This window comes from Allobosea sp. GW821-FHT12C12, assembly GCF_058807355.1.
Map to the genome: position 1 here is coordinate 166,246 of NZ_JBXAQP010000002.1, position 13,999 is coordinate 180,244.

The 13,999-nt window shown below is 68.8% G+C and carries 13 protein-coding genes; 8 read left to right on the forward strand and 5 right to left on the reverse strand.

The features are described 5' to 3' along the window. Positions 1-13: 13 nt before the first annotated feature. The 5 genes from ntrC (at position 14) to hflX (ending at position 7,114) form a co-directional block, all read left to right on the forward strand. On the forward strand, positions 14-1,462 hold the full coding sequence (gene ntrC / locus AC1RRW_RS03705) for a nitrogen regulation protein NR(I) (protein ID WP_492899181.1): 1,449 nt from the start codon (positions 14-16) through the stop codon (positions 1,460-1,462). Positions 1,463-1,594: 132 nt separating this feature from the next. Then, the gene (locus AC1RRW_RS03710) at positions 1,595-3,883 is read left to right on the forward strand and encodes a sensor histidine kinase NtrY-like (protein WP_492899182.1); all 2,289 of its coding nucleotides are present in this window, start codon (positions 1,595-1,597) and stop codon (positions 3,881-3,883) included. After that, entirely contained in the window at positions 3,880-5,247 is a 1,368-nt protein-coding gene (gene ntrX / locus AC1RRW_RS03715) for a nitrogen assimilation response regulator NtrX (RefSeq protein WP_492899183.1), read from the forward strand. The genes AC1RRW_RS03710 and ntrX overlap by 4 nt, the downstream gene beginning before the upstream one ends. A gap of 216 nt (positions 5,248-5,463) precedes the next feature. Beyond that, positions 5,464-5,712 (forward strand): RNA chaperone Hfq, encoded by a 249-nt coding sequence (hfq, locus tag AC1RRW_RS03720; protein WP_068184459.1) that lies wholly within the window; start codon positions 5,464-5,466, stop codon positions 5,710-5,712. 16 nt (positions 5,713-5,728) lie between these two features. Beyond that, positions 5,729-7,114, forward strand: a complete 1,386-nt coding sequence (gene hflX, locus AC1RRW_RS03725; RefSeq protein WP_492899184.1) for a GTPase HflX — start codon at positions 5,729-5,731, stop codon at positions 7,112-7,114. Here hflX and mazG read toward each other — a convergent pair. Then, entirely contained in the window at positions 7,111-7,944 is an 834-nt protein-coding gene (gene mazG / locus AC1RRW_RS03730; RefSeq protein ID WP_492899185.1) for a nucleoside triphosphate pyrophosphohydrolase, read from the reverse strand. The two genes, hflX and mazG, sit on opposite strands and share 4 nt — an antisense overlap. Before the next feature lie 36 nt (positions 7,945-7,980). On the opposite strand from mazG, the gene arfB reads away from it, so the two are divergent. Beyond that, complete coding sequence (arfB, locus tag AC1RRW_RS03735; RefSeq protein WP_492899186.1) at positions 7,981-8,400, forward strand: alternative ribosome rescue aminoacyl-tRNA hydrolase ArfB; 420 nt, start codon at positions 7,981-7,983, stop codon at positions 8,398-8,400. After that, positions 8,400-8,960, forward strand: coding sequence for a regulatory protein RecX (locus AC1RRW_RS03740; protein WP_492899187.1), 561 nt, complete (start codon positions 8,400-8,402; stop codon positions 8,958-8,960). The genes arfB and AC1RRW_RS03740 overlap by 1 nt, the downstream gene beginning before the upstream one ends. Positions 8,961-8,984: 24 nt before the next feature. Here AC1RRW_RS03740 and AC1RRW_RS03745 read toward each other — a convergent pair whose 3' ends face one another. Further along, a complete protein-coding gene (locus tag AC1RRW_RS03745) occupies positions 8,985-9,965 on the reverse strand; it encodes a Bug family tripartite tricarboxylate transporter substrate binding protein (RefSeq protein ID WP_492899188.1) in 981 nt (326 codons plus the stop codon). Positions 9,966-10,147: 182 nt separating this feature from the next. Here AC1RRW_RS03745 and AC1RRW_RS03750 point away from each other — a divergent pair, with 182 nt between their 5' ends. Further along, positions 10,148-10,654, forward strand: coding sequence for a class I SAM-dependent methyltransferase (locus tag AC1RRW_RS03750; RefSeq protein ID WP_492899189.1), 507 nt, complete (start codon positions 10,148-10,150; stop codon positions 10,652-10,654). Between the two features lie 154 nt (positions 10,655-10,808). On the opposite strand, the gene AC1RRW_RS03755 is transcribed toward AC1RRW_RS03750, so the two are convergent. From AC1RRW_RS03755 to metG, 3 genes are read right to left on the reverse strand one after another with little or no spacing between them, the layout of a single operon-like run. Continuing rightward, positions 10,809-11,606 (reverse strand): MBL fold metallo-hydrolase, encoded by a 798-nt coding sequence (locus AC1RRW_RS03755; protein ID WP_492899190.1) that lies wholly within the window; start codon positions 11,604-11,606, stop codon positions 10,809-10,811. A 14-nt stretch (positions 11,607-11,620) separates the two neighbouring features. Continuing rightward, positions 11,621-12,421, reverse strand: a complete 801-nt coding sequence (locus AC1RRW_RS03760; RefSeq protein WP_492899191.1) for a TatD family hydrolase — start codon at positions 12,419-12,421, stop codon at positions 11,621-11,623. Then, a complete protein-coding gene (metG, locus tag AC1RRW_RS03765; RefSeq protein WP_492899192.1) occupies positions 12,415-13,986 on the reverse strand; it encodes a methionine--tRNA ligase in 1,572 nt (523 codons plus the stop codon). Before metG ends, AC1RRW_RS03760 begins: the two co-directional genes overlap by 7 nt. Positions 13,987-13,999: the final 13 nt, after the last annotated feature.

The window sequence follows — 13,999 nt, forward strand, 5'->3', positions numbered from 1 at the left end:
AGGACCAGATTGAATGCCGACTGGTAACATTCTCGTCGCCGACGACGACGCCGCGATCCGCACGGTGCTCAACCAGGCCCTCGCCAGGGCAGGTTACGAGGTGCGGACCACCGGCCAGGCGGCGACGCTCTGGACCTGGGCCGCGCAGGGGCTGGGCGACCTCATCATTACCGACGTGGTGATGCCAGACGGCAACGCCTTCGACCTGCTGCCGCGCATCAAGCGCGTCCGGCCCGAGCTGCCGATCATCGTGATGAGCGCGCAGAACACCTTCATGACCGCGATCAAGGCCTCCGAGCGCGGCGCCTACGAATATCTGCCCAAGCCCTTCGACCTGAAGGAGCTGGTCGCGATCGTCGGCCGCGCCCTGTCGCGGCCGCGCGGCGACAGCGCCCGCTCCCATCCCGCCGAGCCCGACGACATCCCGCTGATCGGCCGCTCGCCGGCGATGCAGGACGTCTACCGCGCGCTCGCCCGGCTGATGCCGATCGACCTGACCGTGATGATCAACGGCGAGTCCGGCACCGGCAAGGAGCTGGTCGCGCGCGCGCTGCACGACTACGGCAAGCGCAAGAACGGGCCGTTCGTCGCGATCAACATGGCGGCGATCCCGAAGGATCTGATCGAGTCCGAGCTCTTCGGCCACGAGAAGGGCGCTTTCACCGGCGCGCTGACGCGCTCGTCGGGCCGCTTCGAGCAGGCCGAGGGCGGCACGCTCTTCCTCGACGAGATCGGCGACATGCCGATGGAGGCGCAGACGCGGCTGCTGCGCGTGCTGCAGCAGGGCGAATACACCACCGTAGGCGGCCGCACGCCGATCAAGACCAATGTCCGCATCGTCGCGGCGACCAACAAGGATCTGCGCATCTCGATCGCGCAGGGGCTGTTCCGCGAGGATCTGTTCTTCCGGCTGAACGTCGTGCCGATCCGGCTGCCGCCCTTGCGCGAGCGCGTCGAGGACATTCCCGATCTGGTGCGCCACTTCTTCGCGCTGGTCGAGAAGGAGGGCCTGCCGCGCAAGCAGATCGATTCGGAAGCGATGGACGTGCTGCGGCGCTATCGCTGGCCCGGCAACGTCCGCGAGCTGGAGAACCTGGTCCGCAGGCTGGCGGCGCTCTATCCCCAGGAAACCATCACCGCGCCGATCGTCGACGCGGAGCTGCAGCCGGCGACATCGTCGAGCAGTTTTTCCGGCGGGCCGGCTCAGGAGCGGGCCGAGACGCTGTCGGGCTCGGTCGAGCGCCATCTCAACCAGTATTTCGGCGGCTTCGGCGACAATATCCCGCCGCCCGGCCTCTATCACCGCATCCTGCGCGAGGTCGAGCCGCCGCTGATCGCGGCCGCGCTCGCGGCGACGCGCGGCAACCAGATCCGCGCCGCCGAGCTTCTCGGCCTCAACCGGAACACCCTGCGCAAGAAAATTCGCGAGCTCGACATGCAGGTGGTGCGCTCGCCGCGCTGACGAGCGAGGCGGCGCGCGGGCCGCTGCCTTTCCCATGTCATATTTTGACAACACCGTTGCGGCGGCGCATCAGTGCGGTGCGCCGGGTCCCGGCCATCGCCTGGCAGACCCCACCGGAGTTGTCGAACCGCCGTGTCCGCTTCCAATACCGACATCAGGATCATGCCGCGGGCCGAAGACCCGCCGCGGCGCGTTTCGGGCTGGCTCGGCGCCGTCGTCGTCGCGTTCGCGCTCATCTCGGCGCTGGTCACCTTCCTGGTGTTGTCCGGCGTCACGCCCATCGTGCCGGTCCACGAGGTCGTGGTCGGCGTCTTCATCCTCAACGGCCTGCTGATCCTGCTGCTGCTGATCACCGTCGCCTTCGAGGCCGCGGTGTTGATCCGGGCGCGCCGGGCGGGCGCGGCGGCGGCCGGCCTGCATGTGCGCATCGTCAGCCTGTTCAGCATCGTCGCGGCCCTGCCGGCGGTGCTGGTCGCGGTCATCGCCACCGTCACGATCGAGCGTGGGCTGGCGCCGTGGTTCTCCGACCGGATGCGCGACGCGATCGCCAAATCCGTCGACGTCGCCGACGCCTATACCGCCAGCCAGTGCAGCGGTCTCGGCCGCGAGATCCGCATCCTCGCCGACGATCTGACCCGCGCCAAGCCGGCATTCGACGTCGACCGCCGATGGTTCGACAGTTTCCTGACGGCGCGCGCCACCGCCTTGGGCACTCCGGTCGCGGCCCTCATGCAGCCGCCCGATATCGTCGTCGCGCGCGCCAATATCGACGTGCTGCGCGATGCGGCCAAGCCCGACCAAGCGGCGTTCGACGACGCCAGGGCCGCGCCCGAGCCGATCTGCATCGTGCCGCGCGAGGGCCGCGTCTTCGGCGCGCTCGTCAGGCTGCCGGCCTATGAGAACGGCTTCCTGCACATCGCGCGCGAGGTCGATCCGCTGGCGGTCGAGTTCCCGACGGTGGCGCGCGGCGCGGCGGTCGAATATCTGGCGCTGGACGCGCGCCGGAAGGGCGTGCAGATCGCCTTCGCCTCGATGTATGCGCTGATCGCCGTCATCCTGCTGCTCTCGGCGATCTGGCTGGGCCTGAGTTTCGCCAACCGGCTGGTCGCGCCGATCCGGCGGATGATCCACGCCACCGACCAGGTGTCGAGCGGCAATTTCTATGTCCAGGTGCCGATCCGCCGCTCGGAAGGCGATCTCGCCCATCTCGGCGAGACCTTCAACAAGATGACGGCGGAGCTGCGCCGCCAGCGCGACGGGCTGATCACCGCCAGCGACGTCATCGACCGCCGGCGGCGCTTCACCGAAACCGTGCTGTCGGGCGTCTCGTCGGGCGTGCTCGGCCTCGATGGCGACGGCCACATCACCATCGTCAACCGCTCGGCCGAGAGCCTGCTGGGCGGCGGCGGGCGGCTGCTCGGCGAGCCGATCGCGCGCGCCGCGCCCGAGATCGCGGCCTGCGTCGCCGATGCCCTGCTCGGGCGCCAGCGGCTGGTCTCCGGCCAGGTCGCGATCACGCGCGGCGGGCGCGACCGGATGGTCAATGTCCGCGCCGTCCGCGAAGGCGAGGGGGCGGGCGCCGGCCTCGTCGTGACGCTCGACGACATCACCGACCTCGTCTCGGCGCAGCGCACCGCCGCCTGGGCCGACGTGGCGCGCCGCATCGCCCATGAAATCAAGAACCCGCTGACGCCGATCCAGCTCTCGGCCGAGCGCATCAAGCGCCGGTTCGGCAAGGTCATTACCGACGGCAAGGACGTTTTCGACCAGTGCACCGACACGATCGTCCGCCAGGTCGAGGACATCCGCCGCATGGTCGACGAGTTCTCGTCCTTCGCGCGCATGCCCAAGCCCTCGCTGGCGCGCGAGGACATCGTCGAGACCGTGCGCCAGATCGTCTTCCTGATGCGGGTCGGCAATCCGGAGCTGACCATCGCCGACACCCTGCCGGAGACGCCGGTGCCGGCGCAGTTCGACCGGCGGCTGATCTCGCAGGCGCTGACCAACGTGATCAAGAACGCGACCGAGGCGATCGAGGCGGTGCCGGTCGAGGAACGCGGCGCGGGCCGGATCGACGTCGCCTTCGAGCGGCAGGAGGACGGGCGGATCGTCATCGACGTCATCGACAACGGCAAGGGTCTGCCCGCCGATCAGCGTCAGAAGCTGCTCGAGCCCTATATCACCACCCGCGAGGGCGGCACGGGGCTCGGCCTCGCCATCGTCGGCAAGATCCTCGAGGACCATGGCGGCGGCATCGAACTGCTCGACAGGCCCGACGCCGCCGAGGGCAAACGCGGGGCGCGCATCAGGCTCTGGTTCCCGGAGAATGGACCCAGGAAGGAGCCGAAAGACCAGAAGCCCGCCGGGCGCGACCGCGCTGCCCCGAGCCAACAACACCATGACAACGGGATACTCGCATGAGCGCTGACATTCTGGTCGTCGACGACGAGGCCGATATCCGCGAACTCGTCGCCGGCCTGCTCGAGGACGAAGGCTACCGCACGCGCAAGGCCGGCTCCGCCGACGAGGCCCTGGCGGCGATCGCGGCGCGCCGGCCCAACCTCGTCTTCCTCGACATCTGGCTGCAGGGCAGCAGGCTCGACGGGCTGCAGGTGCTCGAACTGGTCAAGGAGAGCCACCCCGACCTCGCCGTCGTGATGATCTCCGGCCACGGCAACATCGAGACCGCCGTCTCCGCCATCAAGAGCGGCGCCTACGACTTCATCGAGAAGCCGTTCAAGGCCGACCGGCTGGTGCTGGTCGCCGAGCGCGCGCTGGAAGCCTCGCGGCTCAGGCGCGAGGTCCGCGAGCTCAAGACGCGCTCGGTCCAGGCGAGCCGCATCGTCGGCCGCTCGACCGTGGTCAACCAGCTGCGCCAGACGATCGAGCGGGTCGCGCCGACCAATGCGCGCGTGCTGATCACCGGCGAGCCGGGCTGCGGCAAGGAACTGACCGCGCGCACGCTGCACGAGGCCTCGAGCCGCGCCTCGGCGCCTTTCGTCGTGATCAACGCCGCGACGATCACGCCCGAGACGATGGAGGAGGAACTGTTCGGCGTCGAGGCGGGCGAGGGGCGCTCGCGCCGCGTCGGCGCGCTGGAGGAGGCCCATGGCGGCTCGCTCTACATCGACGAGATCGGCGACATGCCGCGCGAGACGCAAAATCGCATCCTGCGCGTGCTGGTCGACCAGAACTTCCAGCGCGTCGGCGGCACGACCCGCGTCCATGTCGACGTCCGGATCATTTCGTCGAGCGCGCGCGACCTCGCCAAGCTGATCGGCGAGGGCCATTTCCGCGAGGATCTCTATCACCGCCTCAGCGTCGTGCCCGTTCGGGTGCCGGCGCTGTCCGAGCGGCGCGAGGACGTGCCGGAGCTGATCGACTTCTTCATGGAGCAGATCTCGGTCGCGACCGGGCTGCCGCAGCGGCGCATCGGCTCCGACGCCATGGCCGTGCTGCAGTCGCATCAATGGCCGGGCAACGTCCGCGAGCTCAGGAACAACGTCGAGCGGCTGATGATCCTGACCAAGGGCGACCCGACCGCCGACATCACGATCGAGATGCTGCCGGCCGAGGTCGGCGCCATGGTGCCGACGACGCCGTCCGGCTCCGGCGGCGAGCGGCTGATGAGCCTGCCCCTGCGCGACGCCCGCGAGATCTTCGAGCGGGAGTATCTGATCGCGCAGATCGCGCGTTTTTCCGGCAATATCTCGCGCACGGCGGAGTTCATCGGCATGGAGCGCTCGGCGCTTCACCGCAAACTCAAGTCGCTCGGCGTCGGCTGACCCGTCGCCCGGCGCTGCTTGCATGCCCATCTGCGCAATACGCAGGATCGATGCGTCAAATGCAGACGGCGCGACCCTTGCTTTGTGACGAAACTCGACGATCTAATGGATCATCGGTGTTCCGATGCGGGCCGGCGCTGACTTCGGGCCCGCGAACGGAACGAAATGGATCGCGGGATTGAACCCGATGAGCGATCCCAACAACAGGTGCTGACCATGGCCGCCGAGCGGGCACAAAACCTTCAAGACACCTTCCTCAACCACGTTCGCAAGCAGAAGATCCCGCTGACGATATTTCTCGTCAACGGCGTCAAGCTGCAGGGCGTCGTCACCTGGTTCGACAATTTCTGCGTTCTCCTGCGTCGCGACGGGCATTCCCAGCTCGTCTACAAGCACGCCATCTCGACCATCATGCCCGGACATCCGGTGCAGTTGTTCGAGCCGGAGGACACGGACAAGTCCTGATGGTCAGGCAGTCCTGATGGCCAGGGCCGGACGCGGCGGACCGTCCGAGACGCCGCCCGTCGCCAAGCCTCTCGACGAGATCGAACGCGACATCGCGGCGAGGACCCGCGCCTATGTCGTCGGCCCCTATGTCCAGCGCGGCGCGGCCTCCGCGGCCAACCAGCGCTCCTTCGCGGCGAGGCTCGACGAGGCGGTGGGCCTCGCCGCCGCGATCGACCTGACCGTGATCGAGCCGATCCAGGTTCTGCTCGGCGCGCTGCGGCCCGCGACCTATCTCGGCAAGGGCAAGGTCGAGGAACTGGCCGAACGCATCCGGATCGAGGAGATCGGCCTCGTCGTGATGGACTGCGCGCTCTCGCCGGTGCAGCAGCGCAATCTCGAAAAGGCCTTCGGCTGCAAGGTCATCGACCGCACCGGGCTGATCCTCGAGATCTTCGGCCGCCGGGCGCGCACCCGCGAGGGCGCGCTGCAGGTGGAGCTCGCGCATCTGAACTACCAGAAGAGCCGGCTGGTCCGGTCCTGGACCCATCTGGAACGCCAGCGCGGCGGCTTCGGCTTCCTCGGCGGTCCCGGCGAGACCCAGATCGAGGCCGACCGGCGCATCATCCAGGAGCGCATGACCAGGATCGAGCGCGATCTGGAAGCGGTGAAGCGCACCCGCTCGCTGCATCGCGCCAGCCGCAAGCGCGTGCCCTATCCGGTCGTCGCGCTGGTCGGCTACACCAATGCCGGCAAGTCGACGCTGTTCAACCGCCTGACCTCGGCCGAGGTGCTGGCGCAGGACATGCTCTTCGCCACGCTCGACCCGACCGCCCGCGCGATCAAGCTGCCGCATGGCGCGCGCATCATGCTCTCGGATACGGTCGGGTTCATCTCGGACCTGCCGACGCAACTGGTGGCTGCCTTCCGCGCCACGCTGGAGGACGCGATCGAGGCCGACGTGCTGCTGCATGTCCGCGACGTCGCCCATGACGACACGCAGGCCCAGGCCGCCGACGTGCAGGGCATTTTGCGCGATCTCGGCATCGACCCCGACGACGGCCAGCGCGTGCTCGAGGTCTGGAACAAGTCCGACCTGCTCGCGCCCGGGGAGCGCGAACGGCAATACGGGTTGGCGGCGTTGAAGCCCGAGGCGTCGCGACCGGTGCTGGTCTCGGCGCTGACCGGGGAGGGCGTTCCGGCGCTCTGCGACGCGATCGAGAGCCGCATCGCCAGGAGCCGCCCGGTCTACCGCCTGCGGCTCGCGCCGGGCGACGGCAAGTCGCTCGCCTGGCTCCACGCCAATGGCGAAGTGCTGGAGCGTGCGGACGGCGACGACGGCGCGCTCGGCCTGACCGTGCGGCTGCCGCCGGAGCGGGAAGGGGCGTTTGGGGCGAGGTTCCCGGAGGCAGAGCGGATCTAGGCGGTCTTCTCGGCAGCCTTCACCGCCTGCCAGAGCGTCTCCATCTCGTCGAGGCTCGCCTCCTTCACCGACCGGCCCTGCGCCTCCAGCGCCTGCTCGATGCCCCTGAAACGGCGCTCGAACTTGGCGTTGGCGGCCTGCAGGCAGCCCTCGGGCTCGGCATCGACGTGGCGGGCGAGGTTGGCCAGCACGAAGAGCAGGTCGCCGATCTCCTCCTTCACCTGGGCCGTGTCGCCCGACGCCAGCGCCTCCTCGATCTCGGCGGTCTCCTCGCGGACCTTGGCCAGCACCAGCGTCGTGTCGTTCCAGTCGAAGCCGACGGTCGACGCCCTGGCCTGCAGCTTCCAGGCGCGGGTCAGTGCGGGCAAGTTCCGCGGCACGCCGGCGAGCACGCCCTTGTCCTCGATTGTCTCCGGCAAACCGGCGGCATGGCGCGCCGCCGCCTTCTCGGCCTTCTCCTGCGCCTTGATGCCGTGCCAGAGCGCCTTGACCTCGGCCGGCGAGAGATTGCGCGTGTCGCCGAAGACATGCGGGTGTCGGCGGATCAGCTTCCTCGTGATCGCCTCGACCACGTCGGGAAAGGCGAATGAGCCTTCCTCCTGCGCCATCCGCGCGTGATAGACCACCTGCAGCAGCAGGTCGCCGAGCTCGTCCCTGAGATCGACCTTGTCGCCGCGCGCGATCGCGTCCGCGACCTCATGGGCCTCCTCGATCGTGTAGGGCGCGATCGAGGCGAAGTCCTGCTCCAGATCCCAGGGGCAGCCGCTCCCGGGCGTGCGCAGCGCCGCCATGATCTCGATCAGGCGGCCGATGTCGCGAGAAGGCTCCACGCTGCAAAACTCCTTAAGGTGAGCTAGCCTGCTCCCATGATTCAGGTCACCCCGTCCATCGCCATCGACGAAAGCGAGATCGAGGAGAGCTTCGTGCGCGCCTCGGGGCCGGGCGGGCAGAACGTCAACAAGGTCTCGAGCGCGGTCCAGCTCAGATTCGACATCAGGCGCTCGCCCTCTTTGCCCAACGACGTCGCGATCCGGCTGATGAAGCTCGCCGGCAGCCGGCTGACGCAGGACGGCGTCGTCGTCATCGTGGCGCAGGCGCGGCGCAGCCAGAAGCGCAACCGCGAGGAGGCGCTGGAGCGCCTGCTGGAGCTGATCCGCGAGGCCGCGGTGAAGCCGCTGACGCGCCGGCCGACCAAGCCGACCAAGGCCTCGAAGGAGAGGCGGCTCGTCTCCAAGGACAAGCGCGCCTCGATCAAGGCCGCTCGCGCCAAGCCGGGAGACGACTAGTGGCGGAGGAGGGCGCTCCGCCGCCGCGCCGCGACAGGACCGAGCGTCGGCCCCCGTGCAAGATCACGCCAGACTATCTGCGCCGCGCCGCCAAGCACTATCTCGAAAGCTACGCCGCGCCGGCCGCGCAACTGCGCCGCGTTCTGGCGCGCAAGGTCGCGCTGAGCTGCCGGCATCATGGCGACGATCCGGGCGCATTCGACGCCATGCTCGACGAGGTCGTAGCGAGCTGCGTGTCGTCCGGGCTCGTCGACGACAGGCGCTTCGCCGAGGGGCGGGCCGCTACCTTGCGCCGGCGCGGGCAGTCGTCGCGCATGGTCGCGGCGAAACTCTCCGCCACGGGCGTGGGACGCGAACTTGCGACGCAGGCCAGCGCCGTGGAGGCCGAGGACGAACTCGCCGCCGCCCGGATCGCGGGGAAGCGTAAGCGGCTCGGTCCTTGGGCGAGGGGAGATCGAATGGCGTCGCGCCAGAAGCAACTCGCCGCCTTGGCGCGGGCCGGCTTCCCAATGACGATCGCCCGCGCCGTGATCGACGGCGCGGGCGAGGACGAGACGTAAAGGAGGCTGGTGGCGTCGGCTATCTCAGTCGAGCTTGACCTTGGCGTCGGCGACGACCTTGCCCCAGCGCGCGATCTCGGCGCCGACGAACTTGCCGAACTCGTCGCCGGCGAGCGTCGGGATCGGCGAGCCGTTCTTGGCCCAGGCGTCGGAGATCATCTTGGCCTGCAGCGCCTTGGCGACCTCGGCCCGCATCTTCGTCACCACCTCGGCCGGCGTCCCCTTCGGCGCCCAGAGCGCATACCAGGTCGCGACCTCGTAGCCCTCGAGCCCCGCTTCCTTGGCGGTCGGCACGTCGGGGATCGCGGGCGAGCGGGCGGGAGCCGCCACCGCCAGGCCGCGCAGCGCGCCGCTCTGGATCTGCGGCGCCGACGAGCCGAGCCCGTCGAACATCACGTCGACCTGGCCGGCGACGAGGTCCTGCATCGCCGGACCGGCGCCGCGATAGGGCACATGGGTCAGGCTGACGCCAGCGGCGAGCTTGAACAGCTCGCCGGCGAGATGATGCGTCGTGCCGTTGCCGGCCGAGGCGTAGTTCAGCTTGTCGGGATTGGCCTTGGCGAAGGCGATCAGCTCGGCCAGCGTCTTGGCCTGAACCTTGCCGGGATGAACGACGATGACCTGCGGCGGCTGGGCGATCACGGCGATCGGGATGAAATCGGTCTGGAGGTTGTAGTCGAGCTTCGGATAGAGCGCCGGCGCGATGGTGTGATGGGCCGCGCCGACGAGGAAGGTGTAGCCGTCGGGCGTGGCTTTCGACGCCGCCGAGGCCCCGACCGTGCCGCCCGCGCCGCCGCGGTTGTCGATGATGATGCGCTGGCCGAGCTGCTGTTCGAGCTGCGCCGCAAGCGGCCGCGCGAAGGCGTCGGTGCCGCCGCCGGCCGGAAACGGCACGATGAAGTTGATGTTCCGCTGCGGCCAGGCCTGGGCGAAGGCCGGCGCGCCGGCCGCGAGCGCAAGCCCGCTGGCGGCGGCGAGAAGCACGAGACGGCGTGACGTGGTCATGGATTGAAGTCCTCCCGGAGAGCGTTCGAACAGGCTCTTGGCGGCCCTTCGATCAGGACAGGCCGATCCCGGCCCGCATCCTGTGAGTAGGGCATTCCGAAAGGCCGATGGCAAGCCGGGTCGGCCATCGACTTGCGACGCATCATTTGACTTATGCGTGAGGGCCTTCGATCACTGCGCTCATGAGCCGTCTCGACAGCTTCATCAGGCGACTTCAGGCGCAGCGCTTGATCCTGAACTGGGCCGCCGAGCAGGTATCCGACCGGCCGGGCCTTGTCCTGGAGCTCGGCCTCGGCAATGGCCGGACCTACGACCATTTGCGCGAGATCGTTCCGGACCGGGCGATCCACGTCTTCGAGCGCAAGCTGAGCGCCAACCCGCGCTCGATGCCGCCGCACGAGATGCTGGTGCTCGGCGACATGCAGGAGACGCTGCCGGCATTCGCGGCGCGCCATGGCCGGCACGCCGTGCTGATCCATGTCGACGCGACGACCGGCGTGCCGGAACGCGACCGCGTCGAGCTCGCCTGGCTGCCGGGCCATGTCGCGGCGCTGGCGGCCGACGATGCGCTGGTGATCGCGGGAGCGGCGCTGGAGCATCCGGCGTTGATCGCGGTCGGCTTGCCCGACGGCGTGCAGGCGGAGCGCTACTTCGCTTATCGGCGGCGGGGAGAGGCGGCAACGGAGTGACCGACAATCCAGCCTCGGCTGCCGCGATGAGGAAGGAGATGGCCCGAGGGCCGGTATCTCGTACGACCTCCCGCGCAATCATATCCGTGATTCGCATAAGACATATTATGGAACTGAATCCGATGCCCTGAACCGGCGTCCCGACGGCCGGAGATCACGCCGCGACGACCATCCCATCATACGCCAGGTCAACATTTTCCGGCAGTCGACTGAGAAGGCTCGCATAATCGAGATCGCTATGGAGATTGGTCAGGATCGCGCGGCGCGGCTTCAGTTCGGCGATCAGGTCGAGCGACTGGTCCAGGTTGAAATGGCTCGGATGCGGCGTCTCGCGCAGGCAGTCGAGGATCAGCATGTCGAGCCCGGCCATGGCGGCCCTGGCTGCGTCCGGCGCGAGGCTGACATCGGGCAGATAGGCCAGATCGTCGAACCGGAAGCCGAGAGACTCATAGCCCGGCCCATGCTCGACCGCGAACGGCAGCGCCGCGATCTCGCCCCCGGCGCCCTCGATCGCCAGGACCCGCCCGGCACTGAGCGGGCGCAGTTCGAGGATCGGCGGATAGAACGAGCCCGGCGGCGTCTCGAAGACGTAGCCGAAGCGCCGCATCAGCGTGGCGGCGGTGCGGGCGTCGGCATGGACCGGGACCTTGCGGCGCATATGCAGCACCAGCGCGCGCATGTCGTCGATGCCGTGGGTATGGTCGGCGTGGTCGTGGCTGTAGAGCACCGCGTCGAGATGCCGGATGTCGGCGCCGATAAGCTGTTCGCGGAGATCGGGTGAGGTATCGACCAGCAGGCTTGTCGTGCCCCCAGCCCCCCCTCGCTCGACCAGGATCGAGCAGCGGCGACGCCGGTTCCTCGGCTCGGCGGGATCGCACGCGCCCCAGCCCGAGCCCGGACGCGGTACGCCGCCCGACGATCCGCAGCCGAGGATGGTGACGGTCAGCGCCATGCTGTGCGGCCGCTTCAGGCGACGGCCGCGAGCGGCGCGGCGTTGTCCATCTTCCAGTAGCAGCGCCGCGCATTGGCCGTGGTCAGAGCGGCTATTTCGTCGAAGCCGACGCCGAGCGTCTCTCCGAGAACCTTCGCGGTCTCAACGACATAGGCCGGTTCGTTGCGCCTGCCCCGGAACGGCGTGGGCGCGAGATAGGGCGCATCCGTCTCGACCAGCAGCCGGTCCCGCGGCACGAGCCGCGCGATCCGGCGCAGCTCGTCGGAAGTCTTAAAGGTCAGGATGCCGGAGAACGAGACGTAGAAGCCGAGATCGACGCCGGCCAGCGCCAGCGCTTCGCCTGCGGTGAAGCAGTGCAGGATCGCCGGGAACGCGCCCCTGGCGCTCTCCTCGCGCAGGATCGCGATCATGTCGTCATCGGCCTGGCGCGAATGGATCACGAGCGGCAACTGCGTGACCCGGGCGGCCGCGATATGGGTGCGCAAGCCTCGGGCCTGCGCCGCGCGCGGACTCTTGTCGTAATGGTAGTCGAGACCCGCCTCGCCGATCGCGACGCAGCGCGGATGCGCCGACAGCGCAACGAGTTGCTCGACTGTCACGTCAAGCTCCTCATGCGCCTGATGCGGATGCGTGCCGACGCTGCACCAGACGGCGGGAAAGCGCTCGGCCAGGCCGGCATAGCTCTCGAAGCGCGCCACGCGGGTCGAGATCGTCACCATCCGGCCGACGCCGGCGGCCTCGGCGCGCGCGACATAGGCCGGCAACTCCGCGGCGAAGTCCGGGAAGTCGAGATGGCAATGGCTGTCGATCAGCATCGGGCCTTGGCCTCGGGTCGGGGTTCGGGCTCGACGAAGCGCGGGAAGACGCCGCTTGGAGGCGGCAGGACCGTGCCGGAGAGCAGGCGACCACCCTCGCCCAGCGCGGCGAAGCTGCGCGCGTCGGCCGGAACGCCGAGCAGATCGAGCAGCTTGGCCATGGCCTCTGGCATCACCGGCTGGACCAGGATCGCGACCTGCCGCAGCACCTCGGCGGTGACGTAGAGCACGGTGTCGCGTCGCGCCGGATCGGTCTTGGTCAGCCGCCAGGGCTCGTTGGCGGCGAAATAGCGGTTCGCCTCGGCGATGACGGCCCAGAGATCGGCCAGCAGCACATGCAGCGCGAAATCGCCCATGGCGGCGCGCGCCTTGGCCAGCGCGCCGTCGGCCTGCGCCAGCATGGCCGAGTCCGCATCGGTCAGCGTCCCGCGGGGCGGCGTCCTGCCCTCGCAGTTCCTGGCGATCATTGAGAGCGAGCGCTGCGCCAGATTGCCGAGGTCGTTGGCGAGGTCGGCGTTGATACGCCCGACGATCGCCTCGTGGCTGTAGTTGCCGTCCTGCCCGAACGAGACCTCGCGCAGGAAGAAATAGCGCAGTTGGTCGACGCCGTAGACCTCGGCCAGATCGAAGGGATCGACGACGTTGCCGAGCGACTTCGACATCTTCTCGCCCCTGGAGAGCAGGAAGCCATGGCCGAAGACGCGCCTGGGCAGCGGCAGCCCGGCCGACATCAGCATCGCCGGCCAGTAGACGGCGTGGAAGCGCACGATGTCCTTGCCGATGACATGGACATCGGCCGGCCAGTAATGCGCACGCGGGTCCGCCGGATCGGGGAAGCCCGTGCCGGTGACGTAGTTGTTCAGCGCATCGACCCAGACATACATCACATGCTTCGGGTCGCCCGGAACGGGCAGGCCCCAGTCGAAGGTGGTCCGGCTGATCGACAGGTCTTCAAGCCCGCCCTTGACGAAGGAGACGATCTCGTTCTTCCGCGTCTCCGGCGAGACGAAGTCGGGCACGTCGGCATAGAGCTTCAGCAGCTTGTCCTGATAGGACCCCAGCCTGAAGAAATAGCTTTCCTCCTCGACCCATTCGACCGGCGTGCCCTGCCCGCCGAGCCGCGTGCCGTCGGGCAGCAGCTTCGTCTCCTCCTCGCCATAGAAGGCCTCGTCCCGGACCGAGTACCAGCCGGAATACTTGGCGAGGTAGATGTCGCCATTGGCCTCCATCCGCCGCCAGAGTTCCTGCGTCGAGGGCAGATGGTCGGCGTCGGTGGTGCGGATGAAGCGGTCGAAGGAGCAGTTCAGCCGCCGCTCCATCTCCTCGAAGCGCCTGGCGATGCCGTCGACGAAGTCCTTCGGCGTCAGTCCGGCCGCGGCGGCGGTGCGCTGCACCTTCTGGCCGTGCTCGTCGGTGCCGGTCATGGCGAAGACGTCGTAGCCGTCGAGCCGCTTGAAGCGCGCGATCGCGTCCGATGTCACCATCTCATAGGCGTGGCCGATATGCGGCGGCCCGTTGGTATAGTGGATCGCGGTCGTCAGATAGAATTTCGGGGCCGTGGCCATGGTCTGTCCGGAG